The 23,544-nt window shown below is 63.7% G+C and carries 23 protein-coding genes; 17 read left to right on the top strand and 6 right to left on the bottom strand.

Annotation, left to right across the window (positions count from 1 at the left end):
• Positions 1-100: 100 nt before the first annotated feature.
• The 9 genes from AC4FWB_RS05555 to AC4FWB_RS05515 all read left to right on the top strand — a co-directional run bounded on the left by AC4FWB_RS05555 (position 101) and on the right by AC4FWB_RS05515 (position 8,332).
• Positions 101-1,114 carry a polyprenyl synthetase family protein gene (locus AC4FWB_RS05555; protein WP_491024856.1) on the top strand — a complete coding sequence of 338 codons (1,014 nt, stop codon included), beginning with the start codon at positions 101-103 and terminating at the stop codon, positions 1,112-1,114.
• A gap of 550 nt (positions 1,115-1,664) precedes the next feature.
• Positions 1,665-2,321, top strand: a complete 657-nt coding sequence (locus AC4FWB_RS05550; protein ID WP_491024805.1) for a hypothetical protein — start codon at positions 1,665-1,667, stop codon at positions 2,319-2,321.
• Between the two features lie 36 nt (positions 2,322-2,357).
• Positions 2,358-3,245: a peptidoglycan-binding domain-containing protein gene (locus tag AC4FWB_RS05545; protein ID WP_491024804.1), complete on the top strand. Its 888-nt coding sequence runs from the start codon at positions 2,358-2,360 to the stop codon at positions 3,243-3,245.
• A gap of 70 nt (positions 3,246-3,315) precedes the next feature.
• Complete coding sequence (locus AC4FWB_RS05540) at positions 3,316-3,873, top strand: hypothetical protein (RefSeq protein ID WP_491024802.1); 558 nt, start codon at positions 3,316-3,318, stop codon at positions 3,871-3,873.
• Between the two features lie 11 nt (positions 3,874-3,884).
• Entirely contained in the window at positions 3,885-4,217 is a 333-nt protein-coding gene (locus tag AC4FWB_RS05535; RefSeq protein WP_491024801.1) for a hypothetical protein, read from the top strand.
• 212 nt (positions 4,218-4,429) lie between these two features.
• A complete protein-coding gene (locus tag AC4FWB_RS05530) occupies positions 4,430-5,095 on the top strand; it encodes a GntR family transcriptional regulator (RefSeq protein ID WP_491024800.1) in 666 nt (221 codons plus the stop codon).
• Between the two features lie 213 nt (positions 5,096-5,308).
• Positions 5,309-5,908, top strand: a complete 600-nt coding sequence (locus AC4FWB_RS05525; RefSeq protein WP_491024799.1) for a biotin transporter BioY — start codon at positions 5,309-5,311, stop codon at positions 5,906-5,908.
• A gap of 6 nt (positions 5,909-5,914) precedes the next feature.
• The gene (locus tag AC4FWB_RS05520) at positions 5,915-6,331 is read left to right on the top strand and encodes a DUF1284 domain-containing protein (RefSeq protein ID WP_491024798.1); all 417 of its coding nucleotides are present in this window, start codon (positions 5,915-5,917) and stop codon (positions 6,329-6,331) included.
• Between the two features lie 222 nt (positions 6,332-6,553).
• Positions 6,554-8,332, top strand: coding sequence for a tetratricopeptide repeat protein (locus AC4FWB_RS05515; RefSeq protein WP_491024797.1), 1,779 nt, complete (start codon positions 6,554-6,556; stop codon positions 8,330-8,332).
• Positions 8,333-8,389: 57 nt separating this feature from the next.
• Here the strand turns inward: AC4FWB_RS05515 and AC4FWB_RS05510 are convergent, their stop codons facing one another.
• Positions 8,390-8,851, bottom strand: a complete 462-nt coding sequence (locus AC4FWB_RS05510) for a GNAT family N-acetyltransferase (protein ID WP_491024796.1) — start codon at positions 8,849-8,851, stop codon at positions 8,390-8,392.
• Between the two features lie 140 nt (positions 8,852-8,991).
• Here AC4FWB_RS05510 and AC4FWB_RS05505 point away from each other — a divergent pair, with 140 nt between their 5' ends.
• Entirely contained in the window at positions 8,992-10,080 is a 1,089-nt protein-coding gene (locus AC4FWB_RS05505; RefSeq protein WP_491024795.1) for a glycine--tRNA ligase subunit alpha, read from the top strand.
• Here AC4FWB_RS05505 and AC4FWB_RS05500 read toward each other — a convergent pair.
• The gene (locus AC4FWB_RS05500; protein WP_491024794.1) at positions 10,077-10,259 is read right to left on the bottom strand and encodes a hypothetical protein; all 183 of its coding nucleotides are present in this window, start codon (positions 10,257-10,259) and stop codon (positions 10,077-10,079) included. The genes AC4FWB_RS05505 and AC4FWB_RS05500 overlap by 4 nt on opposite strands.
• Before the next feature lie 374 nt (positions 10,260-10,633).
• On the opposite strand from AC4FWB_RS05500, the gene glyS reads away from it, so the two are divergent.
• The gene (gene glyS, locus AC4FWB_RS05495; RefSeq protein ID WP_491024793.1) at positions 10,634-13,102 is read left to right on the top strand and encodes a glycine--tRNA ligase subunit beta; all 2,469 of its coding nucleotides are present in this window, start codon (positions 10,634-10,636) and stop codon (positions 13,100-13,102) included.
• 221 nt (positions 13,103-13,323) lie between these two features.
• A complete protein-coding gene (locus tag AC4FWB_RS05490; protein ID WP_491024792.1) occupies positions 13,324-13,641 on the top strand; it encodes an ATPase in 318 nt (105 codons plus the stop codon).
• 83 nt (positions 13,642-13,724) lie between these two features.
• On the opposite strand, the gene AC4FWB_RS05485 is transcribed toward AC4FWB_RS05490, so the two are convergent.
• Positions 13,725-14,222, bottom strand: a complete 498-nt coding sequence (locus tag AC4FWB_RS05485; protein WP_491024791.1) for a hypothetical protein — start codon at positions 14,220-14,222, stop codon at positions 13,725-13,727.
• A gap of 303 nt (positions 14,223-14,525) precedes the next feature.
• Between AC4FWB_RS05485 and AC4FWB_RS05480 the strand changes: the two genes are divergently transcribed.
• From AC4FWB_RS05480 to AC4FWB_RS05470, 3 genes are all read left to right on the top strand, one after another.
• Positions 14,526-15,488 carry an L-threonylcarbamoyladenylate synthase gene (locus AC4FWB_RS05480; RefSeq protein WP_491024790.1) on the top strand — a complete coding sequence of 321 codons (963 nt, stop codon included), beginning with the start codon at positions 14,526-14,528 and terminating at the stop codon, positions 15,486-15,488.
• 79 nt (positions 15,489-15,567) lie between these two features.
• On the top strand, positions 15,568-16,998 hold the full coding sequence (locus tag AC4FWB_RS05475; protein ID WP_491024788.1) for an FAD-binding oxidoreductase: 1,431 nt from the start codon (positions 15,568-15,570) through the stop codon (positions 16,996-16,998).
• 185 nt (positions 16,999-17,183) lie between these two features.
• On the top strand, positions 17,184-17,750 hold the full coding sequence (locus tag AC4FWB_RS05470) for a DUF6101 family protein (protein ID WP_491024787.1): 567 nt from the start codon (positions 17,184-17,186) through the stop codon (positions 17,748-17,750).
• Positions 17,751-17,913: 163 nt separating this feature from the next.
• On the opposite strand, the gene ubiA is transcribed toward AC4FWB_RS05470, so the two are convergent.
• Positions 17,914-18,897 carry a 4-hydroxybenzoate octaprenyltransferase gene (ubiA, locus tag AC4FWB_RS05465; protein WP_491024786.1) on the bottom strand — a complete coding sequence of 328 codons (984 nt, stop codon included), beginning with the start codon at positions 18,895-18,897 and terminating at the stop codon, positions 17,914-17,916.
• 51 nt (positions 18,898-18,948) lie between these two features.
• On the bottom strand, positions 18,949-19,860 hold the full coding sequence (locus AC4FWB_RS05460; protein ID WP_491024785.1) for a LysR family transcriptional regulator: 912 nt from the start codon (positions 19,858-19,860) through the stop codon (positions 18,949-18,951).
• Positions 19,861-19,949: 89 nt separating this feature from the next.
• On the opposite strand from AC4FWB_RS05460, the gene AC4FWB_RS05455 reads away from it, so the two are divergent.
• Together AC4FWB_RS05455 and purD are read left to right on the top strand one after the other, a co-directional pair.
• The gene (locus tag AC4FWB_RS05455; RefSeq protein WP_491024784.1) at positions 19,950-20,744 is read left to right on the top strand and encodes a phytanoyl-CoA dioxygenase family protein; all 795 of its coding nucleotides are present in this window, start codon (positions 19,950-19,952) and stop codon (positions 20,742-20,744) included.
• 148 nt (positions 20,745-20,892) lie between these two features.
• Complete coding sequence (gene purD, locus AC4FWB_RS05450) at positions 20,893-22,173, top strand: phosphoribosylamine--glycine ligase (RefSeq protein WP_491024783.1); 1,281 nt, start codon at positions 20,893-20,895, stop codon at positions 22,171-22,173.
• Here the strand turns inward: purD and AC4FWB_RS05445 are convergent, their stop codons facing one another.
• Positions 22,174-23,544: an alpha-glucosidase/alpha-galactosidase gene (locus tag AC4FWB_RS05445; protein WP_491024782.1), complete on the bottom strand. Its 1,371-nt coding sequence runs from the start codon at positions 23,542-23,544 to the stop codon at positions 22,174-22,176.

The following is a 23,544-nucleotide window of genomic DNA, read 5'->3' as shown; positions in this document are numbered from 1 at the left end:
CCGCGCCAATTCGCCTCTTGCCGTGCCCGGTTGTACCGACCTAGAGTCACACCGGGATCAGGGTGTTGTCGTGCGCGTCAATTAGACGGGAGTGATCGTGGTGGGTGTCGTTCTGAATATCGAAGGCAAGCGGGAACCTGCTTCCATCAAGGATCTCATCGACCTGACGGCAGCCGACATGGGACGCGTCAACGAGCTGATCCTGTCGAAGGCCGGCTCCGACGTCGAGATGATCCCGGAGGTCGCCAACCACCTGATCTCGTCCGGCGGCAAGCGGCTGCGGCCGATGCTGACGCTCGCCGCCGCCCAGATGTTCGGCTATGCCGGCGAGGGCCATGTCAAGCTCGCCACCTCGGTCGAGTTCATGCACACCGCGACGCTTCTCCATGACGACGTCGTCGACGAGAGCGCGCTTCGCCGCGGCAAGAAGACGGCGCGCATGATCTGGGGCAACCAGGCGAGCGTGCTGGTCGGCGATTTCCTGCTCGGCCAGGCTTTTCGCATGATGGTCGAGGTCGGCTCGCTGGAGGCTTTGGACATCCTGTCGAGCGCCGCCTCCATCATCGCCGAGGGCGAGGTGATGCAGCTTGCCGCCGCCAAGAACCTGGAGACCACCGAGGACGAGCATTTCGCCGTCATCAAGGCAAAGACGGCCGCCCTGTTCTCGGCCGCCGCCGAGGTCGGCCCGGTGATTGCGCTCGCCTCCCGCAACGACCGCGCGGCGCTGCGCTCCTACGGCATGAATCTCGGCCTTGCCTTCCAACTCATCGACGATGCGCTGGACTATGGCGGCTCGAGCCAGGACCTCGGCAAGAATGTCGGCGACGATTTTCGCGAGGGCAAGGTGACGCTGCCGGTGATCCTCGCCTACCGGCGCGGCACCAAGGCCGAGCGCACCTTCTGGAAGCGCGCCATCGAGGACAATGTCGCCGACGACGCCGGGCTCGAAAAGGCGATCGGCCTGATGACCCGCCACGGCGCCATCGCCGACACGATCGGCCGCGCCCGTCACTTCGGCGAGATCGCGCGCGACGCGCTGGCGCCGCTGGAAGCGACGCCGCAGAAGTCGGCGCTGATCGACGTCATCGATTTCTGCATCAGCCGCGTCAACTGAGACCCGTCCGGCCACAGGCAGTGGGTGCGGTTTTCGCCTGTCTGGCTTAGGCTGGTTGACTGGACCATTCCTGCATTCGTGGGGAATAGTCGTGCATCACAAGCCTGCTCGCCGCCATATTCTCCTGTGGCGTTGTGATGCTTGCCGTTTGCTGGCATGTCGCCATTAACTAAAGCATGTCTCCCGAAAGTGGGACCGGTTTCGGGACAAAGACATGCGTGAAATCAAAAACCTAAAGCGCACGGAGCGAATCTGAAAGATCGTGACGCGCTTTAGCCTAAGCCAATTTGGCAGAGGTCGAAGTAGAGGTTTGTTTTTAAGTATTGACTTTAAAGCACTGATGTCGTTTTAATAACTATGGCGTTGGGTTTCTAGGGATTGGCGAGAGAATAGTCCGCCGAATTCCTCCAGAAAGCATTTCTCTTTGGTCTGGGTTGAACGGGGTTGATGGCTATTCATGGGCCGCGCCCGTTCGGCGCAGAGGATTCCTGATCGACCTGGGGTGTGCGGCATAGCCAAGCGGTTGCTTGGCGTGCGATGGGGGCGGCGAATGCCGGAAGCCAGGCTCATAGCAGCCATCAGTGCCGCGTTGCGTATGCACGAGATCGGCACGAAAAGCCCTTACCAGCTCTACTTCGCTGCCAAAGGAAAAAGTGGCGCTTCGTTCGGGTTCATGCAAGGCGATCTCGCCGCGGGTCAGGATATTGTCACAAAGACGTTCAGGCAGATACTGGCGGACGCCGGCGCCAGCAAGGCCGATATTCAGCGCTATCTCGACAAGCTGTCGGTGCACCTGATTGGAAATCCGCTTTCAAGCGCTGATACGAAATTCGTCAACAACGCGCTCAAGACGGGCAGTGCAAAGGTCGATGCGATGGACCAGGCAATTGCTGCCGACGTCTATTCCGATCTGGACAAGTGTATCGAGGCGGCCGCAAAAGCTCATCGCAAGATCAGCGCCAAAGCTCTGTTGTATGCTGCCTTGTGGATCAACATGTCCGGCCATCCGTCAAAGCTCCTGACATGGCTGAAAGGCGACGATCCACATCTGCAACATCCGGTGCCGAAGCCTCCGCAGCTTGTCGGTGGAAGTGACATGCGGGGCTATTTGATGGCGACCGACTATTACACTTCCAATCCAGGCAATGCTGCCCATCTCGATCAATCCGTGCAGGCGGGAGCGCTGCTGCTTCCTCCCGATGCATGAAGCGCAAAGGTGGCTTGAGGCAGGCGGAGGACCTCTATGAGGCTCGAAGACGTAACCAACTCCATGCCGATATCGGTCCTCGGCGGCGATATCGACCTCGTGAAACAGATCCAGCAACTGCTGACGACGCATGGTTACCTCGATCCGCCGGCGGACGGAAAGTTCGGCGGCGTCTCAAATTGGGCGTTGTCGGAATTCGCCTACCGCAAGGGCCTTTCGACGGGCCAGGGTCTTACCAAGGCGCTGGCCCGGGCTCTTCTGGACATCGGCAGCCCGTCGCTCCCGGCCATTCGCAAGCGTGGCGACTGGTTCGACAATGTCATCGCCTACATGGCCGCCAAGGAGCACTGGATTTGTCGACACCCGCTCGCGCTGAACATCGTCTATCTTGAGGGGACCAATGTCGACGGCACTCTGAACGACAACAAGCCCAACCGGTTCAATGACGTGCGGATCGTATTTTCCATCGATTCCACGGGCTTGCCGGTTACGCAGTTATGGGACGGAACGACCGAGCCGGGCCTTTATTGGACGATGCATCCGATGAGTCCCAAGGGCGCCGCGCGCATCGCGTTCGGACAGTACAAGTCATGGGTTGTCGGAACCCATCACCCCGGCACGGCCGCGGCGCATGAAGCGCTGGTTCAGGTAGAGCCAATTCTGGTCTATCGCGACCTGAACAAAGACTTCAAGCGCCAGGGCGACGCCGTCGACCTCGGGCTTTTCGCGGTCAATCAGCACTGGGGTTACGACGCGCCGAAGGACGATTTGGGTCGCACCAGCGCAGGGTGCCTGGTTGGCCGCACCAAGGCTGGCCATGTCCAGTTCATGGCGAAGGTCAAGTCCGACCCCAGGCATCAGGCCAATTCATCCTACCGGTTCATGACGGCCGTTGTGCCCGGAAGCGAGGTCATCGGCCATTGAGAGGCCGCTGATTGAAACGCAACTGCCGATTTTAACCGACCAACCTGGGTTTTCGTCAATGTGTCGTCCTATGAACAGAATCCTGCCTGTCGTGCTTGGCCTCCTTCTGTCCGGTTGCACGTCGTTTGTGATTGGCGAGCCATACGACAAAGCCATCGATGACGAGCTGAATGCGTTTCAGAAATCGTCGGCTGAGTTCATCAAGAGCATGCAGATGAATGCCGGCACGGCAAAGGGATCCTATCAGTCCGATGAAGCCAGAAAATACTACGCGTCGGCGGCGGCAAGCCTTTCCAATCTGCAGCTTCGCGCGGATGTTCTCAGCAGCCGGACCTGCCCCACATCGAAAGCTCTTCAACTGCTTGCATCGGCCGGCGTCGATACAAGCCAGGCAGCGATAGCGAATGCCGAAAAGCGGGTCGGCGGCGCCGCCGATTCCGAAGCTCTCGATGTCTCGGGCAACTGCATCGCGATTGTGGTGCGCGGAGTGCGAATGGCCGAGGCCGACCTTGAGGCCGATCACCGGGAAGCGAGCAAACTGACCCCAACGGTGGCATTGCTCGACAGTCAGGAGGTCGACGCGGCGGTGCGCGTTGCTCTGACTGCGTTGCGCGCGAAAAACTACTAGGAGGAACTACAATGGCTCTCGACGTCGGCGTTATCGGCTCCCAAATCGTCGCCCAGGCTACGAAAGTGGCAGGGGACGGCTGGAAGGCAATAGCCACCGCGGCAACCGTGGAACTGCGGGGACTGGCACAGCGCATCGTGTTGATCGTGCAGGCATATGCGAACGGGGAACTCAGCCAAGCCCGTGCCAAGCAGCATTTGCGAACCGCCAGGTTCCATGTCATCGCCACGATCGCCATGATGACGGTGATGACGGATGCCGTGATCGAGAAGATCGTGAACGGCGCGCTTGCGATCGTGAAGGACAGCGTCAACAAGGCTGCGGGATTCGCCCTGTTGATTTAAAGATCGCGTCGGTTGCGTTGCAATCTGCCGTCCCTTCCGTAGGGCTGCGGCGCGGATGGCGCCCGAGCCCGAGCCAGTGCCGGATCGCCGTCGCCTGCGGTCGGCGCGAACATTTGTCTTGTTGGGGCGTCTAAGACGCGTGATTGCGAAAGTCTTGAATTCCCGCTTTGCCCGTCTCGACAAACGGTCACCGCGCAAATTATCTATAAAGTATGGCCAATACAGAGGACACGATCGCCGTCCGCATCAGCAAGGAACTGGCGGACCGCATCATTTCGGGCGCGATCGAGCCTGGATCGCGGCTACGCCAGGACCATGTCGCGGAGGAATTCGGCACCAGCCACGTGCCGGTGCGCGAGGCCTTCCGCCGCCTCGAGGCGCAAGGCCTGGCGATCAGCGAGCCGCGCCGTGGCGTGCGCGTTGCCGCTTTCGACCTCGGCGAGGTCAGGGAAGTGGCCGAGATGCGCGCCGCGCTCGAAGTGCTGGCGCTGCGCCACGCCGCGCCGCATCTGACGCCGGCGATCCTCGACCAGGCCGAGGAAGCGACCAAGGCGGGCGACAAATCCCGCGACGTCCGTTCCTGGGAAGAGGCCAATCGCACCTTCCACCGCTTGATCTTGGCGCCCTGCAACATGCCGAGGCTGCTTTCCACCATCGACGATCTGCACGCCGCGAGCGCCCGCTTCCTGTTCGCCGCCTGGCGTTCCGAATGGGAAACCCGCACCGACCAGGATCACCGCGCAATTCTGAGCGCGCTCCGGCAGGGCAATATCGAATCGGCCGCCGCCACGCTTGGCCGGCACGTGCAATGGATCGGCCAGAAACCAATCAAGACCGCTTCCGGCAGAACCCGCGACGCCTTCGCCATCGTTGGCTAGCGAGAACGCAGACGCAGCTACCTTTCAGCGCGCTGTCGCCGCCAAATGTCGGTTTTGGGCACCCTAATACCCCCCCCCTGAATGGCTCAGCCTCATCGCTCGTCGATCCACGTTTCCGCGATGCAGCGCTTGCCATCTCTGCAAAAATATGGATTCGATAATAGATCGAATGCAAAAATTATCTATAATTTCAATCCGGCCAGGGACATCACCGTGACAAACATCGCCGTTTCGACCCGCAAGCCCTCCTTCAGCCCGCTCAGGCTGGATAGCCGCTCCGTCACTTGGAAAGTCGGCGCCGTCGTTCTCGGTTCGCTGTTCCTGGCGCTGTCGTCCTACATCGAAGTGCCGATGGTGCCGGTTCCGGTGACCATGCAGACCTTCGCCGTGACGCTGGTCGGCGCGCTTTACGGCTGGCGGTTCGGCGCGCTCACCATTGCGGCCTGGCTCGTCGAGGGCGCGGCAGGCTTCCCGGTTCTGGCGGGCAGCGCCGCCGGCGTGCAGCATTTCGTCGGCCCGACCGGCGGCTACCTCTTCTCCTTCCCGGTCGTCGGCGCTGTCGTCGGCTGGCTGGCCGAACGCGGCTGGAACGGCAATCGCGTGACGCTTGCCTTCGCCGCCATGCTCATCGGCAATCTTCTGTGCCTGGTTCTCGGCACGGCCTGGCTTGCCGCCATGATCGGCGCCGGGAAGGCCATCACCTTCGGCTTCCTGCCCTTCATCGTCGGCGGCCTGCTGAAGTCGGCGCTGGGCGCCGCGACGCTGAAGCTCTTTTCCACCTATCGGGCGGAACCGCGCGACCCACGCGCGTAATGCGCGATGACCGTCAGGCTGCGCGCCCATCATCTGCCCTGCCTGCTGACCTATGTCGGCAAGGGCTACTCGCCCGCCTTCACCGCCAACTACGACAAGGTGGTGAGGCGGCTGGGCGAGGGCGAGGCGGTCCTGATCGTTTCCGGGCCGGACGACATCTGCGCCCCGCTGCTCAGCGAGCCCGAGCCGCATTGTCTGCGTGAAAGCGCCAAGGAGCGGGACGGGCTCGCCGCGCGGGATATGAGGGAACTGCTGGGCCGGCCGGTTGAGGTAGGCGCCCGTTTCAGCCTCGGTGCGGCGCGCCTGACCACGATGCGGGAAGCCTTTTCGGCAAGGCGCACGCGCGCGGCATGTCTGGGCTGCGAATGGGCCAACCTCTGCGATGCCGTTGCCGCCGAGGGGTTCCACTCTACCCGTTTGTAGTACGATCGACTGCCATGGGGATCGGCGCATCAGCCAGACGGGCGATCGACGTCAAGGCTGGATGCAGATATTATTTCCGGTGGCCATGCTCTGTTGAGCGGCACAATTGTGATTCGCGCCGGATTGAAGCCTGACCCCAAAAAGGCCATGCTTTGTTCGGAAAAGGTCGAGTCTGTGGGCGGTCCGCCAAGGGCGGGATCGCGTCTGGCTGAAAGGGATACAATGCGGCAAGGACGTGCGCGCTGGCTGACAAGGCTGGCATTTTTAGCGGGTGTGGCGCTTTCGGTGCTGCCTGCCCATGCCAAGGAAAACGCCCAACCGATCCAGATCACGTCCTTCTCGGGCGCCTATCTTGCCGCCCACATCGCCGAAAGCGACAACGATCTCGACAATGCCATCGCCTACTACAAGCAGGCGCTGGCCTTTGCCCCCAACGACACCGAACTGCAGCAGAGCCTGATGCTGGCGCTGGTCGCGCAAGGCCGCTTCGAGGAATCGCTGGTCTATGCCGACAAGCTCAAGGAAGTGCCCGATGTCGAGCGCTTCTCGCGCCTGGCGCTTGCCGTCGATTCCTTCCACAAGAAGGACTACACCAAGGCCCAGTACTGGCTGAAGCTCTCGCTCGAATCCGATCTCGACCGGCTGCTCTCCGGCGTCATGGACGGCTGGGCCAAGGAAGGCGCTGGCGATGCCTCCGAGGCGATGGCTTCGATCGACAAGCTCAAGGGGCCGGACTGGTTCGGCCTGTTCAAGTCCTTCCACCGCGCGCTGATCGCCGACGCCGCCGGCCTTTCCGACAAGGCCGATGAAATCTACGCCGCCACTCTGGCCGACACCGCCGCAGGCGGCTCCGCGCCCGAGACATGGATGCGCAACGCCCAGGCCTATGCCTCCTTCCTCGCCCGCAAGGGCGACAAGTCGAAGGCGCTTGCCGTGCTCAACCAGGCCGAAGCCTTCGCGCCGGGCAAGCTGGAAATCACCACGCTGCGCGACAGGATCAACAAGGGCGACAAGATCGAGCCCTTGGTCGCCACCCCGGCCGACGGCGCCTCGGAGATCCTGCTCGACCTCGCCACCGCGCTCAATCGTGGCGGCGGCGAGCCTTTCGTGCGGCTCTATCTGCAATATGCGCTGGCGCTGAAGCCGGACAGCGACGCGGCTCTCGTGCAGCTTGCTGCCGTCGCCGAGCAGTTGAAGGACGGCGAGGGCGCGATCGCCCTCTATCGCCGCATTCCGGCCACCTCGCCGCTGAAGGAGCTCTCGGAGCTGCAGCTTGGCCTGAACCTTGCCGACATCGACCGCCACGACGAAGCCATCGCGCACCTCAAGGGCTATGTCGATGCGCATCCGACCGACATGCGCGGCTATCTCGCGCTCGGCGGCGTCTACTCCTCCAAGGAGGATTTCCGTTCGGCCGCCAATCTCTACGACAAGGCGGTCGATCAGCTGAAGACGCCGACCGCCGCCAACTGGAATATCTTCTACCAGCGCGGCATCGCCTACGAGCGGCTGAAGGAATGGCCGAAGGCCGAGCCCAATTTCCGCAAGGCGCTGGAGCTGCAGCCCGACCAGCCTCAGGTTCTGAACTATCTCGGCTATTCCTGGGTCGACATGAACATGAACCTCAAGGAAGGCCTGGCGATGATCCAGAAGGCCGTGGATCTCAGGCCAAGCGACGGCTACATCGTCGATTCGCTGGGCTGGGCCTATTACCGCCTCGGCCGCTACGACGACGCCGTCCGCGAAATGGAGCGTGCCGTGTCGCTGAAGCCGGAGGATCCGGTCCTCAACGATCACCTGGGCGACGCCTACTGGCGCGTCGGCCGCAAGCTGGAAGCGACCTTCCAGTGGACGCAGGCACGCGACCTGAAGCCGGACCCGGACGTGCTCGCCGCCCTGCAGCAGAAGCTGCTCAAGGGCCTGCCGCCGATCGAATCCAACACGGCGCAGGAGACCCCGAAGGTCAAGCCGGTCCCACCGACAGCGCCGCCGAAGGGCTGAGCTTCAGATCAGCATTTTACGGGGCGCTCGCGCCCCGTAATTCTTTCAGCCGCTCCGTCAAAACATCTTGCGGTAGACGACGAACCCCGAACGCTCGCCGATTTTGTTGTAGAGCTGCATGGCGGTGTGGTTGGTCTCGTGCGTCAGCCAGTAGACGCGGCCTGAGCCGGCGGCTTTTGCGCGTTCGTAGACGCCTTCGATCAGCGCCCGGCCGACGCCCTGGCCTCGCGCGGCCTCAGAGGTGAAAAGATCCTGCAAATAGCAGTTCGGCGCGATCGCGATGGTCGAGCGGTGATAGAGATAGTGGACGAGGCCGAGAAGCCTGCCGTCGCGCTCTGCCACCAGCGCATGCACCGGCTCATAGGCATCGAAGAAGCGCGACCAGGTCATCCGGGTGATCTCGCCGGCAAGCGCCGTCTCTCCCGAACGGCCGTAGAAGGCGTTGTAGCCGTCCCAGAGCGGCAGCCATTGCTCGTAGTCCTGCCGGGTGACGGGACGGACGGTGAGTTGACCGGGCATGGCGGGACCTTTGTCGTTGTGGCTCGGGCGAGCAAACGGCCAGCATGACCGCCCGGCAATGGGCCAGCCGCCGGCAAAGCGTTCAACCTCTCCGTGATACGGCGCCCTGCCTTGACGCTCGCCGGCCCGGCAACTAGGGAATGCGCAATCCTGCGCTTTGCGAGGCCGCCGTGACCATCGAGATTCCTGCCCACATGCATCCCAGCCGCTCCTTCCAGGGGCTGATCCTGACTTTGCACAATTACTGGGCGGCTTATGGCTGCGTCATCCTGCAGCCCTACGACATGGAAGTCGGTGCCGGCACCTTCCATCCGGCGACCACCTTGCGCGCGCTCGGGCCCCTGCGCTGGAACGCGGCTTACGTGCAGCCGTCACGCCGCCCGAAAGACGGTCGCTACGGCGAAAACCCGAACCGGCTGCAGCATTACTATCAGTACCAGGTGATCCTGAAGCCGAACCCGCCGAACCTGCAGGAGCTCTATCTCGGCTCGCTCGAGGCGATCGGCGTCGATCCGCTGCTGCATGACATCCGCTTCGTCGAGGACGACTGGGAAAGCCCGACGCTCGGCGCCTGGGGTCTCGGCTGGGAGTGCTGGTGCGACGGCATGGAAGTGTCGCAGTTCACCTATTTCCAGCAGGTCTGCGGCATCGAATGCGCGCCGGTGGCGGGTGAGCTCACCTATGGGCTCGAGCGCCTCGCCATGTATGTGCAGGGCGTCGACAATGTCTACGACCTGAACTTCAACGGCCGTGAGGGCGCCGAGAAGGTCACCTATGGCGACGTCTTCCTGCAGGCCGAGCAGGAATATTCGCGCCACAATTTCGAATTCGCCAACACGGCGATGCTGCTTCGGCATTTCGAGGATGCCGAGACCGAGTGCAAGGCGCTGCTCAACGCCGGCGCGCCAATCTCCCCCCTTGAGGGGGAGATGCCCGGCAGGGCAGAGGGGGTCCTATCAGAAGGCACCACAAATAAGGCGCCGAGTCCGTCGCGGGCGACCCCTCCCGGCCCTTCGGGCCACCCTCCCCTCAAGGGGGAGGGGTATCACCGCCTCGTCTTTCCGGCCTACGACCAGTGCATCAAGGCAAGCCATGTCTTCAACCTGCTTGATGCGCGCGGCGTGATTTCCGTCACCGAGCGCCAGAGCTACATCCTGCGCGTGCGCAACCTGGCGAAAGCTTGCGGGGAGGCGTTCCTGAAGACGCAGGCGGGCGGGCTGGCGGCTTAACCCAGCACGGGCTTTGCGATTTCGGTAGCGGCAGCGATCGGCAATGCGATTTGGGCCGTTGCGCCATCGATCGTGCGCAGCGCTTGCCTCACCCCCGGCATCGTGAACGTGCCATGCATCTGCGCGGCCAAGCATGCGCTCAGTGCCAGGATCTGCAGGGTTCTCGATGCCGTCTTCATCGTCGTTCAGCCAATAGTTCTCCGCCTGAGCGTTGGTCGCTTCAGTGCCGCGTTTGGTTCATGGGATTTGCTGGTCTTAGGACGGGCGAACCCGCGTCGTCCCGACAAAGACCTGAAAATTTCCTGAAATAGGTCGAACTGGCGATCGGCAGGCAGGGTGACAGCGGCGAGCCGAGTTGCTATTTCCCGCGCATTCGTGACACCGGCGCTGCCGCGCCGACCCTCCCCATCATGGGGAGGGTAGGGAGCCAACCTATGCCCGACTTGCTTCTCGAACTCCGCTCCGAGGAAATCCCCGCCTGCCCGCGCGACCGCAACGCCGAAGGCGTGAGGACGCGCAAACAGGAAAGAGGCATGCGGGTGGAGAAACTCTGATGCCGGATTTGTTGCTCGAACTTCGCTCCGAGGAAATCCCTGCCCGCATGCAGCGCAAGGCGGCGGGCGATCTTCGCAAGATGCTGACCGACGGTCTGGTCGAGGCGGGTCTCACCTATGAGGCGGCGCGCGAATATTGGACGCCGCGGCGCCTGGCGCTCGACATCCGCGGGCTGACCGCGCGCTCCAAGGACATTCGCGAGGAGATCAAGGGTCCCTCGACCACGGCGCCCGAGCAGGCTGTGCAGGGCTTCCTGCGCAAGGCCGGCCTTTCATCGATCGCCGAGGCGCACGTCCATTCGGACCCTAAGAAGGGTGATTTCTACATCGCCCACATCTCGAAGCCGGGCAGGGCGGCGGAAGCAATCATCGCCGAATTGGTGCCCGGCATCATCAAAGCCTTCCCCTGGCCGAAGTCGATGCGCTGGGGGCCAGCCTCGGCCAAGCCCGGCTCGCTGCGCTGGGTGCGGCCGCTGCAATCGATCGTCTGCACCTTCGGCCCGGAGACCGAGGAGCCGGTGGTGGTCGATTTCGAGATCGACGGCATCCGCTCCAGCAACATCACCTTTGGCCACCGCTTCCACGCGCCGGGCCCGATCACCGTTCGCCGCTTTGATGACTACGCGGCCAAGCTCGGGGCGGCCAAGGTCGTGCTCGACGCCGACCGGCGCAAGGAGATCATCCTCGCCGACGCCCGTAACATCGCCTTCGCCAATGGCCTCGACCTCGTCGAGGACGAAGGTCTGCTCGAGGAAGTCTCCGGCTTGGTCGAATGGCCGGTCGTGCTGATGGGCGAGTTCGAGCAGGATTTCCTCACCATTCCGGCCGAGGTCATCCGGCTGACCATTCGCGCCAACCAGAAGTGTTTCGTCACCCGGCCGCATGGCGTGGCCGAGGATCTCTCCAACCGCTTCGTCCTGGTCGCCAACATCGAGGCGTCCGACGGCGGCAAGGAGATCGCATACGGCAATGGCAAGGTGGTCAGGGCGCGCCTCTCCGACGCGCTCTATTTCTGGAAGACCGACCAGGGCGACCTGCCGGACCTCGACCAACTGCAAGAGTCCGCTGCAAAGTTCGATCTGAATTTGAAGAAGCCGCTCGACCAGCGCATGGCGCGCCTCGATCATCTCAACGTGACCTTCCACGCCAAGCTCGGTACGCAGGGCGCGCGGGTCGCGCGGATCAAGAAGCTCGCTGAAGAATTGGCGCCGGTAGTGGCGAAGTCGATCTCCCCCCTTGAGGGGGAGATGGCCGGCAGGCCAGAGGGGGTCGCCGCGCGTGAGGCGCCAACGTCTTCCGCGACGAGGGACAGCGTCGGCGCTCCAGGCGAGACGACCCCCTCTGTCGCCTTCGGCGACATCTCCCCCTCAAGGGGGGAGATTGCCGCGCTCGTCGCCCGCGCCGCGGTGCTGGCCAAGGCCGATCTGCAGACCGAGGTGGTCGGCGAGTTCCCGGAACTGCAGGGCGCCATGGGCCGCAAATATGCGTTGCTGCAGGGCGAGCATCCGTCCGTCGCCGCGGCCGCCGAGGAGCACTACAAGCCGCAAGGCCCGTCCGATCGCGTGCCCACCGACCCGGTATCGGTTGCCGTGGCGCTTGCCGACAAGCTCGACACGCTCACCGGATTCTGGTTTGTGAATGAGAAGCCAACGAGCTCAGGCGATCCATTTGCTCTCCGTCGAGCGGCACTGGGCTCCATCCGGCTCATTTTGGAAAATCAGTTGCGGCTCCATCTAGGTGAGTGCTTCCGCAGCGGACTTGGCCTTCATCTAGGCGCAGAGATTGTGGGAGATGACGCAAAGGCTCGCGATCTCCTGGCCTTCTTCCACGACCGCCTGAAGGTCTATCTTCGCGAAAACGGCGCTCGGTATGACTTGATTGATGCTGTGCTGTCGGCGGGCTCGCGCCCAATCTCCCCCCTTGTGGGGGAGATGTCGGCGAAGCCGACAGAGGGGGGCGCTGTCCCGCCGGCCTCTCGTTCTGTCGCGCCCCCCTCTGCCCTGCCGGGCATCTCCCCCACAAGGGGGGAGATTGGCCAATCGCCGAATGACGACCTGCTGCAGATCGTGCGCCGCGTCGAGGCGCTGGGCTCCTTGCTCGACACCGAGGACGGCAAGAACCTGCTCGCCGGCACCAAGCGTGCCGCCAACATCCTGACCGCAGAGGAGAAGAAGAAGACACTGGTCGCCGACACTGTTGAGCCGGCGCTGTTTCGCGAGGACGCGGAAAAGAGGCTGTTTGTTGCGGTGAATCAGGCCGAGAAGGAAGCCGGGCAAGCGATTCAAAATGAAGATTTTTCCGCCGCTATGCTGACGCTTAGCGTGTTGCGTGAGCCGGTTGATTCATTCTTTGAAGGCGTTCTCGTGAATGATGAGGATCAGGCCGTGCGCGCCAACCGCCTCGCCCTGCTCGCCCGCATCCGCGCCGCCACCGACCAGGTCGCCGATTTTTCAAAAATCGTCGGCTGACAGCTCAAAAATCGCACGTTCGAAGCAGCCTGCTTTCGCTAGAATGCAGGCACGCTTCAACAATTCGACGTCCGAAATTTAATGCGCCGGAGCCGGCTTACAGTCATATGACGATGACCTCCACGTGGGAGAACTAATGCATGTCGCCCAGAAGTGTGCAGCGGTTCTGGGACAACGACATGCATCAGACAAAAGACGTTCCCAAACCACGGAGGCATGCCATGAATTCCGTTGACGATATCGAATTGACCGAAGAGACCCCGGCCGCCGCCGAGGGCATCGAATCCGCTTCCGACAACATCCTCGACCATGCCGCCGCCGCGGCGATCGAAGCCGCCGAACCGTCTGACGACGATGACGAAGAAGGCGAAGAAGCCGACGGCGACGATGAGGACGAAGACGCCGATGAGGAAGCCACTGCCTCGGACGAAGACGAGGATGGCGAGGACGGCGACGAAGCCAAAGCCTCGGCCGACGACGAGGATGAAGACGGCGAGGACGACGAGTCCGAGGACGACGACAAGGAAGAAGCGGCCTGAGCCGTTTCTCGTCGCTTGAAAAGAAAGAGGGGCGACGCGGCAGGCGTCGCCCCTTTTCTGTCAGTCCTCAAGGGTTGCCGCGTCTACATTGCCTTGCTGAAGCGCGGCGGTATCGGGGCCTCTTGCGGTTGGGCTTCAGGCTGCGGCTGGTCGTCTGCCGCGCTTGCTGTCGCGGCGGCCTTGTTGTCGGCCGGCTTATTGTCAGCCGTCTTGGTGTCTCCGTTCGGGGCTGCTGCTGCGGTGCCGTTCGGAGGCGTGGCGGCGGCGGGCGTGGTGCCGTTTGCCGGTGTCGCGGCCGCAGGCGTGGTGGACTTGGCTGAGGCGGTCGCTACGGCCGTCGCGGGGGCGCCGCCGACGATGCCGCCGCGAATGATCATCGGCGTCTGCGCGTGTCTCTGCCCGGACTTCTCCGGGATCGCCGCGACTTTCTCGTTGGTGACGGCTGGCATTGGCTCGCTGAGCGCAACCACGGATGGCGTGGAAGCCGCAGAGACCTTGCCGGGCTCGATCGCGGCCAGCCTGACCACGGATGGCGTCGAGGTCGGAACGCCAGGCACCACGATGGACGAAGCCTGCGCCAAACCGGCCGTCGCCAAAAACCCGATACCGACCGCCGCTAGAGCAATTCCAGGAAATGTGTGTAGCGGTTGGGCTCGGCGACTTCGCCGTAGCCTTCCTTGCGGAATTGCGTCAAGGCAAAGCATACGCATCACGATAACTCCCCGAGCCCAACAACCGGAAATCCGCAGCCTAGTGGCGGCGAATTGATGCCGGCTTGCGTTGAAACTTAACATTTTAGGGATTGATAAATCGCCAATACCCACCCTTGCCCCGCATTGCCCACCGTATTAGGGGACCGGCGTATTCAATGACTGGTGACGGATTTGGCTGAGATACTTGCCGTCGGCGAGGCGATGGAGCGGGCGCTGGCGCTGCTCGAAGGCGGCGATGTCGTCGCCATCCCGACCGAGACCGTCTACGGGCTTGCGGGCGATGCCACCAATGGCGCCGCGGTGGCGCGTATCTTCGAGGCCAAGGGCCGCCCGCGCTTCAATCCGCTGATCGCCCATGTCGCCGATCTCGCCATGGCAAGCCGCATCGCTGACTTTGATCCGCTGTCGGCCAGGCTCGCCGAGGTCTTCTGGCCGGGTCCGCTGACGCTGGTGCTGCGGCAGCGCGCGCAAAACGGCATCCATCCGCTGGTCACCGCAGGGCTGGACACCATCGCGCTGCGCATGCCCAGGGGCTTCGGCGGCGAGCTGATCGCGCGGCTCGGCCGGCCGCTCGCCGCCCCCAGCGCCAATTCCTCCGGCAAAATCAGCGCCACGACGGCAGGAGCTGTTGCCGCCGATCTCGGCGACAGGATCAGGCTGGTGGTCGATGGCGGCGCGACGCCCGTCGGCCTGGAATCGGCCATCGTCAAGATCGAGGACGGCAAGCTGAGGCTGCTGCGGCCTGGCGGCATTGCCGCTGATGAGATCGAAGCGGTTGCCGGTGTAAAACTGCAGCGCGGCGCCGCCGGCATCGAGGCGCCGGGCATGCTCGCCTCGCATTACGCGCCGGGCGCAGCGATGCGACTCAACGTCGGCAAGATCGCCGGCGGCGAGGCGCTGCTCGCCTTCGGCCGCGATCGCGCCGAAGGTTGGCGGGATGCGGTCGCGGTGCGCAATCTTTCCGAGACGGGCGATCTGCGCGAGGCGGCCACCAATCTCTTCGCCTATATGCAGGCGCTGGATCGCAGCGGCGCCGCCACCATCGCCGTCGAGCCGATCCCGTTCGAGGGGCTGGGCGAGGCGATCAACGACCGGCTCGTCCGCGCCGCCGCCCCGCGTGACAAGATCGCCTGAGCCTATCTCTTTGTTTTGACGCAATTCCGGACGGAAAACCGCTTCACACTTTTCCTGGAATTGCTCTAGGTTCTGGCTCATGAACGACCAGCCTTTTGATCTCGATCCTGCCCTCATCGACCGCTTCGCGGCCATTGTCGGCGACAAGTACGCGCTGCGCAGCCATGGCGACATCGCGCCCTACATCACCGAGCGGCGCGGCCTATGGCATGGCCGGACATCGCTGGTGCTGAGGCCAGGCAGCGTCGAGGAGGTGAGCCGTATCATGCGGCTGGCGACCGAGACCGGAACGCCGGTCGTGCCGCAGAGCGGCAATACCGGCCTGGTCGGCGCACAGGTGCCGGACAAATCCGGCCATGACATCGTGCTGTCGCTGTCGCGGCTGAACCGCATCCGCGAGATCGATGTGCTGTCGAACACGGTCACTGCGGAGGCGGGCGTCATCCTGCAAACGCTGCAGGAAGCCGCCGACGCCGCCGGACGGCTGTTTCCGCTGTCGCTCGCGGCGCAAGGCTCTTGCCAGATCGGCGGCAATCTGTCCTCCAATGCCGGCGGCACCGGCGTGCTTGCCTATGGCAATGCGCGCGAGCTCTGCCTCGGCGTCGAGGTGGTGCTGCCGACCGGCGAGGTGTTCGACGATCTGCGCAAGCTGAAGAAGGACAATACCGGCTACGATTTGAAGAACCTCTTCGTCGGCGCCGAGGGCACGCTCGGCGTCATCACCGCCGCGGTGCTGAAACTGTTTCCCAAGCCGAAGGGCAGGGAGGTTGCCTTTGCCGGCCTGTCTTCGGCTCAAGCGGCGCTTTCGCTGTTCACCCTGGCGATGGACCGCGCTGGCGCGGCGCTCACCGCGTTCGAGCTGATCGCCAAGAGGCCTTACGACTTCACGCTTCGGCACGGCCAAGGCATCACGCGGCCGCTGGCCGACGACTGGCCATGGTATGTGTTGATGCAGGTTTCCTCCGGCCGCTCTGAAGAAGACGGCAGGACACTGATCGAGGAGATTCTTTCGGCCGGCCTCGAGCAAGGCATCGTCGGCGACGCGGTGGTCGCGGCGAGCCTTGCCCAGGGCGATGCCTTCTGGAATTTCCGCGAGACGCTCCCCGAGTGCCAGAAGCCGGAGGGCGCCTCGATCAAGCACGACATCTCGGTGCCGATCGCCGCGATCCCGGATTTCATCGAGACGGCGGCAACTGCTGTCGCGTCGGTCAGCCCCGGCGCGCGCGTGGTCTGCTTCGGCCATATGGGCGACGGCAATTTGCACTATAACATTTCGCGCCCCGAAGGCGGCGACGACGAAGCGTTCCTCGGTCTCTACCGCCCGATGAACAATGCCGTGCACGAGGTCGTGCGCTCCTTCCACGGCTCGATCTCGGCCGAGCACGGCATCGGCCAGTTGAAGCGCGACGAACTGATCGCCACGGCGCCGCCGATGGCAATCGACCTGATGCGCCGCGTCAAAGCGGCGTTCGATCCGGCCGGCATCATGAATCCCGGTAAGGTTATCTGATCCTTCCAACATCTGGTAGTTGGTCGCATTCCGATAACCATCGGCTCCGATCAGCAAAATTTAACCGACTTTCTTAAGCGCGGCGGTAAGAAGCGAGCGCTAATGTTTCTCCCATAACGAGGCCGGAAAAACCGGCCCTGAGAGAACCGGAAAACGGCCCTCAGGAGAAACAGGGAAGGCATTCGATGAACACTGGACTGAAGCCAGTCTGGGCGGGGCGCAACATGCGTCTCGACCCGTTTCGCCTGCCGCAGATGGTAAGCTATGCCACGCGCGATGACTATGGCGATGTAACCTTCACCATCGATCAGCGTGGCGCGGTCATCCGCCGCATGCTGGAGATGAGCGGCGTGCCGGCGATCATCGCGCTGCCCGCCAACGCGTTCCGCGGCGTCGCCGCCCGCGCCATGGAAGATCCGGACGGCAACGTCACGGTGACGCTGGAACTTCTGCACAATGATCCGATGCTGTCGGTGCCGCTGCTTGTCGCCGACGATCTCGACGACGTCGCCGCCGACTGGCGCGCCTGGGCCGACGCCTATCGCCTGCCGATGCTTTTGATCGAGGCCGACGGCATTGCCCGCACGCTGGAGGAATCGCTCGGCGCCGCCATCAAGGCGCTGCCGCCGCAGGAACGCCGCAAGGGCCGTGTCTCCAACATGCGCCGCCCGCGCTTCCTGGCGCGCCGCAGGACCGGTGATCTTGGCCTGAGACTGGTCATCGACGGCCAGGAGATTATTGCGCGGGAGTAGCACAACCCCCCTTCTCCCCTTGTGGGAGAAGGTGGATCGGCGCGCAGCGCCGAGACGGATGAGGGGTGTTCCAGCGGAGTGAGAGGTTGGTGTTCCCTGGAGCACCCCTCATCCGTCGCCTTCGGCGACACCTTCTCCCACAAGGGGAGAAGGGAGCGCCCCGCTACACCAGCGGCTTCAGCGCCACCCACAGCGCGCCGCCGATCAGCCCCAGAAATATCAGCCAGCCGACCTGGTTGTTCGACTTGAACAGCCTCAGGCACTGATCCGGATCGTTGATGTCGAGCCGGATGATCTGGCGCGCCATATGCGCGCCGGCGGCGATCAGCCCGGCCAGCGCCGGCATCGGCACCTGGGCCGAAGCGAAGGCGATGGCGAAGCAGACGAGCGTGCCGCCATAGAGCCCGACCAGCCAGGTCTTGGTGTTGTCGCCGAAGAGCCGCGCCGTCGAGCGCACGCCGACGATGGCGTCGTCTTCCTTGTCCTGATGCGCATAGATCGTGTCGTAGCCGATCACCCATAGGATCGAGCCGATATAGAGCGTGATGGCGGGGCCATCGAGATCGCCGAACTCGACCGCCCATCCCATCAGCGCGCCCCAGGAGAAGGCCAGCCCAAGCACGAATTGCGGCCAGTTGGTGATGCGCTTCATGAACGGATAGACGGCGACGATAACGAGCGAGACGATGCCGAGCGGAATGGCGAAGCTGTTGAACTGCAAAAGAACGCCAAGCCCGACCAGCGCCTGGATGATCAGGAACGCCCACGCCTGGCGGCGCGTCACCTTGCCGGCCGGTAGCGGCCGCGAGCGGGTGCGCTCGACCTGGTTGTCGATGTCCTCGTCGACAATGTCGTTATAGGTGCAGCCTGCGCCCCGCATGGCGACGGCGCCGCTGAAAAACAGCAACAGGTACCAGGGCGCCGGCAACAGCGTCAGCAGCGGGTCCGTCGGTCGTGGATAGGCGCTTGCCGCAAGGGCGGCCGACCACCAGCAAGGCCATAAGAGCAATTGCCAGCCGATCGGCCGGTCCCAGCGCGCAAGCTGCGCGTAGGGCCACAGCCAGCGCGGCAGCACCCGGTAGACCCAATGGCCGCTCGGGGCGTCGGCGACGCGGCCCTGCGTTGCTTTCGACTGGATGGGTTCCATTGTGCTGGAGTGGCAGCAGCGATGAGCGGCGTCAAGCGGCCGCGTTGTCGCTCAGCCGGTGAAAACATCGTGACTGGCGAACCAGACTTTTGCGACGTCTATGAAGGCGAGCGCCGCCTTCGGCAGGCGCTGGCGGGTGTCATGGGTCAGGATGATGCGCTGCATCGGCAGCGGATCGGAGAGCGGCTTGCAGACCAGCGGCAGGCCGTCATAGCTCATGTCGCCATGCGGTCTGGTGTAGCTCACCGCGACACCGAAGCCGTTGGCCACCATGGAGCGCTGCAGCTCGAACGAGCTTGTCGCCGTCTGGGCGACGGGCGAGAGGCCGCGGCTTAAGAAAAGGTCGAGCATATGCTGCCAGCTGTGCGGCTGCTCGGTCGTGATCAGCGGGTGAGCAGCGAGATCCGCCAGGCTGACGGTCCGCTGGTCCGCCAGCACGTGACCGGCCGGCAGCAGCGCATGCGGCCGCAGCTCATGCAAAAGGATGCGCGCAAAATGCGCCGGCAGGCCGAGATCGTAGGTCAGGCCGAGATCTACCGCGCAGTCGGCCAGTCGTCGTCCAAGCGTCTCGAAGGTCTCGTCGCGGACAATGACGGTCACCGAGGGGCAGCGTTCGGAAAACGAACGGATCAGCGCCGGCGCGAAATAGGGCGCCAAATCCTCGAAGCAGCCGAGCACCAGCTCGCCGCCGACATCGGCCTCGCGCGATCCGAGCGCGGCCAATTCATCCGCCTCGGCCAGCACCTGCCTCGCCTTGGCCACGGCGCATCGGCCGAACGACGTCAGCGCGATGCCGCTGCCGCGCTGACGCACGAACAATTTTTGGCCGAGCGCATCCTCGACGTTGTCGATCGCCACCGAGATCGAAGGCTGCGACACATTCAGCGCCCTGGCGGCCATGGTGACGCTGCCATAGCGCGCGACGGCGACGAGATAGCGCAGCTGGGTGAGAGTCAAAGCCATAGAGTAAAACTATAAGCGCAATGAGAAGTTATTATTTTACTCGATATTTGGCGCCTGCGATAGTCAGGCATCAGCCCAAGGAGAGCGCGATGACCAGCCCAAAAATCGATGCCGGAACGATTGCCGATTACCAGCGCGATGGCGCGGTCTGCATCCGCGGCGCGTTCAAGGATTGGGTCGAAATCATCGCCGACGGCATCGAGCGCAACATGCAAAACCGCAGCGCCACCGCCTCCGACATTGCCGGCGGCAAAGGCAGCTTCTTCGACGACTACTGCAACTGGGAGCGCATTCCGGAATTCGTCAGGATCGTGCGCGAATCGCCTGCCGCCGAGCTGGCGGCCGCCGTCATGCAGTCGCGCAGCGCGCAATTCTTCCACGACCATGTGCTGGTCAAGGAGCCTGGCACGCAGAAGCCGACGCCCTGGCACCAGGACATTCCCTATTATTTCGTCGACGGCAGCCAGACGGTGAGCTTCTGGATCCCGATCGATCCGGTGAAGGAGGCGACGCTCAGGTTGATTGCCGGCTCGCACAAATGGGAAAAAATGGTCCTGCCGGTGCGCTGGTTGAACGACAGCAACTTCTATGCCGGCGAAGGCGACTACCTGCCGGTGCCCGATCCCGACAACGATCCGTCGATGAAAGTGCTCGAATGGGAGATGGAGCCGGGCGACGCCATCCTGTTCGACTTTCGCACCGCCCACGGCGCGCGCGGCAACATGACCTCGGCCAGGCGTCGTGCGCTGTCGCTGCGCTGGGTCGGCGACGACGCGCGTTATGTCGAGCGTCCAGGCCGCACCTCGCCGCCCTATCCGGGCCACGACATGAAGCCCGGCCAGAAACTGCGCGAGGACTGGTTCCCCGTCGTTTTCCGAAGCTGATTGTCCGGAGCCCGTCAGGCACGGGCCCCATCACGTCTTGATGCGGGCCATGTTCCCGTATGCAATCGCCACCAAAACGCCAAGACGCCTTGACCCGTCGCCCGCGGACCAATAGCGGGTGCAGGGAGACGATCAGCAAGAGGTGGCCATGAACGTTCTTCTTCTCGGTTCGGGCGGCCGCGAGCATGCGCTTGCCTGGAAGATCGCCGCCTCGCCGCTACTGACCAGGTTCTATGCCTCGCCCGGCAATCCCGGCATCGGCAGCGTCGCCGAACTTGTGAAGCTGGACGTCGCCGACCATTCCGCTGTCGCCGCCTTCTGCCAGGAGAAGAAGATCGATCTCGTCGTGGTCGGTCCGGAGGGCCCGCTGGTCGCCGGCATTGCCGACGACCTGCGCGCCTGGGGCATCCGCGTGTTCGGTCCGTCGAAGGCGGCGGCGCGGCTCGAAGGCTCGAAGGGTTTCACCAAGGACCTTTGCGCGAAATTCAACATCCCGACCGCCGCCTATGGCCGCTTCGGCGACCTCGCCTCGGCCAAAGCCTATGTCGAGAAGACCGGCGCGCCGATCGTCATCAAGGCCGACGGGCTCGCCGCCGGCAAGGGCGTCACCATCGCCATGACGTTGGAGGAGGCGCTGGCCGCGCTCGAGGCCTGTTTCGATGGCGCTTTTGGCGCCGCCGGCGCCGAGGTGGTCGTCGAGGAATATCTGACCGGCGAGGAGGCGAGCTTCTTCTGCCTCTGCGACGGCGCCACCGCGCTGCCCTTCGGCACCGCGCAGGACCACAAGCGCGTCGGCGACGGCGATACCGGCCCGAACACCGGAGGCATGGGCGCCTATTCGCCGGCGCCGGTCATGACGGCGGAAATGACCGAGCGCACCATGCGCGAGATCATCGAGCCGACCATGCGCGGCATGGCCAATCTCGGCGCGCCCTTCGCCGGCATCCTGTTTGCCGGACTGATGATCACCGACAGCGGGCCGAAGCTGATCGAATACAACACCCGCTTCGGCGATCCCGAATGCCAGGTGCTGATGATGCGGCTGAAGGACGATCTGCTCGTCCTGCTCAACGCCGCCGTCGATGGCCAGCTCGCGCATATGTCGGCGCGCTGGAGCGACGAGGCGGCGCTGACCGTGGTGATGGCGGCGAGGGGCTATCCCGGCACGCCGGAAAAGGGTTCGGTCATCCGTGGTCTCGATGAGGCCGCAGGCGAAGGCGCCGAGATCTTCCATGCCGGCACCGCCATCAATGGCGGTGCGCTGGTCGCCAATGGCGGCCGCGTGCTCAACGTTACGGCAACCGGCGCCACGGTCGGCGAGGCGCAGAAGAAGGCTTATGCGGCCATCGGCCGTATCGATTGGCCGCAGGGCTTCTTCCGCCATGACATCGGCTGGCGCGCCGTCGAGCGCGAGCAGGCCGGCGCCTGATCAGGCAGCTTGGCTCTTGCGCCCGCCGCGTGCCCACGTCGGCAGCCAGTCGCCGTGAGCGGCGATGAGATCGTCGACAAGCGACCAGATTTGGTCGAGATCGAGCTCGGCCGCGGTGTGCGGGTCCATCATCGCCGCGTGGTAGATGTGGTCGCGGTTTTCCGTCATCAGTGCCCGCACCGTCAACTCCTGCACGTTGATGTTGGTGCGGATCAGCGCCGTGAGCTGCGGCGGCAATTCGCCGATATAGGTCGGCTGGATGCCGGAGGCATCGACCAGGCACGGCACTTCCGCCGCGCAATCGGCGGGCAGCGAAGTGATGCAGCCATTGTTGCGGACATTGCCGTAGATCACCGACGGCTCGCCGGTCCACACCGAATTCATGATCGATGAGGCATATTCCTTGGATTGCTCGACCTCGATCCGGTCGGCTGAGCGATAGGCCTCCGCCTGGCCCTTCCAGCGCTCGATCTGCTCGATGCAGCGCTTTGGATATTCGTCGAGCGGAATGCCGTATTTCTCGATCAGGTCGGGGCGGCCGTCCTTGATGAAATAGGGCGTGTACTCGGCGAAATGCTCCGAGCTTTCGGTGACGAAATAGCCGAGCCGGGTCAGCATCTCGTAGCGCACCTTGTTCGGGCAACGCGGATTCCAGCCCGGCTTCGGCGCCCGCCCTTCGCGATAGGCGCGGACGAGATCCGGATAGAGGTCGCGATAGGAGCCGTCGGGCTGGCGATGCTCGAACTTGAGATAAAAGGCCATGTGGTTGATGCCGGCCGAGCGGTAGCGGATCTCCTCATAGGGAAGGTCGAGATCGTGCGCCAATTCCATCGCCGTGCCCTGCACCGAATGGCAGAGCCCGACCTGCTTGATCTGGGGATATTTTTCCGCGATCGCCCAGGTGTTGATTGCCATCGGGTTGACGTATTGCAGCATGATCGCCTCCGGGCAGACGGCGAGCATGTCCTCGCAGATCTTCCACAGATGCGGCACGGTCCTTAAGCCCCGCATGATGCCGCCGACGCCGAGCGTGTCGGCGATCGTCTGGCGCAGGCCGTACTTCTTCGGCACCTCGAAGTCGGTGACGGTGCAGGGCTCGTAGCCGCCGATCTGGAAGGCGACGACGACGAAGTCGGCGCCGGAGAGCGCCTTGCGCTGGTCGGAATAGGTCTCGGCCTTGGCCTTCACGCCGAGCGTCGCGATCAGCTTGTTGACGACGATGGCGCTTTCTTCCAGCCGCTGCGGGTTGATGTCCATCAGCGCGATCGTCGCGCCCGACAGCGCCGACCGCTGCAGCACGTCGCCGACGATGTTCTTCATGAACACCGTCGAGCCGGCGCCGATGAACGTGATCTTGGGATTTCTAGTCAC

The sequence above is a fragment of the Mesorhizobium sp. LEGMi-168a genome (assembly GCF_058312955.1).
Note: the sequence above shows the minus strand (reverse complement) of the source record. Positions and strands in the feature narration are given on the sequence as shown.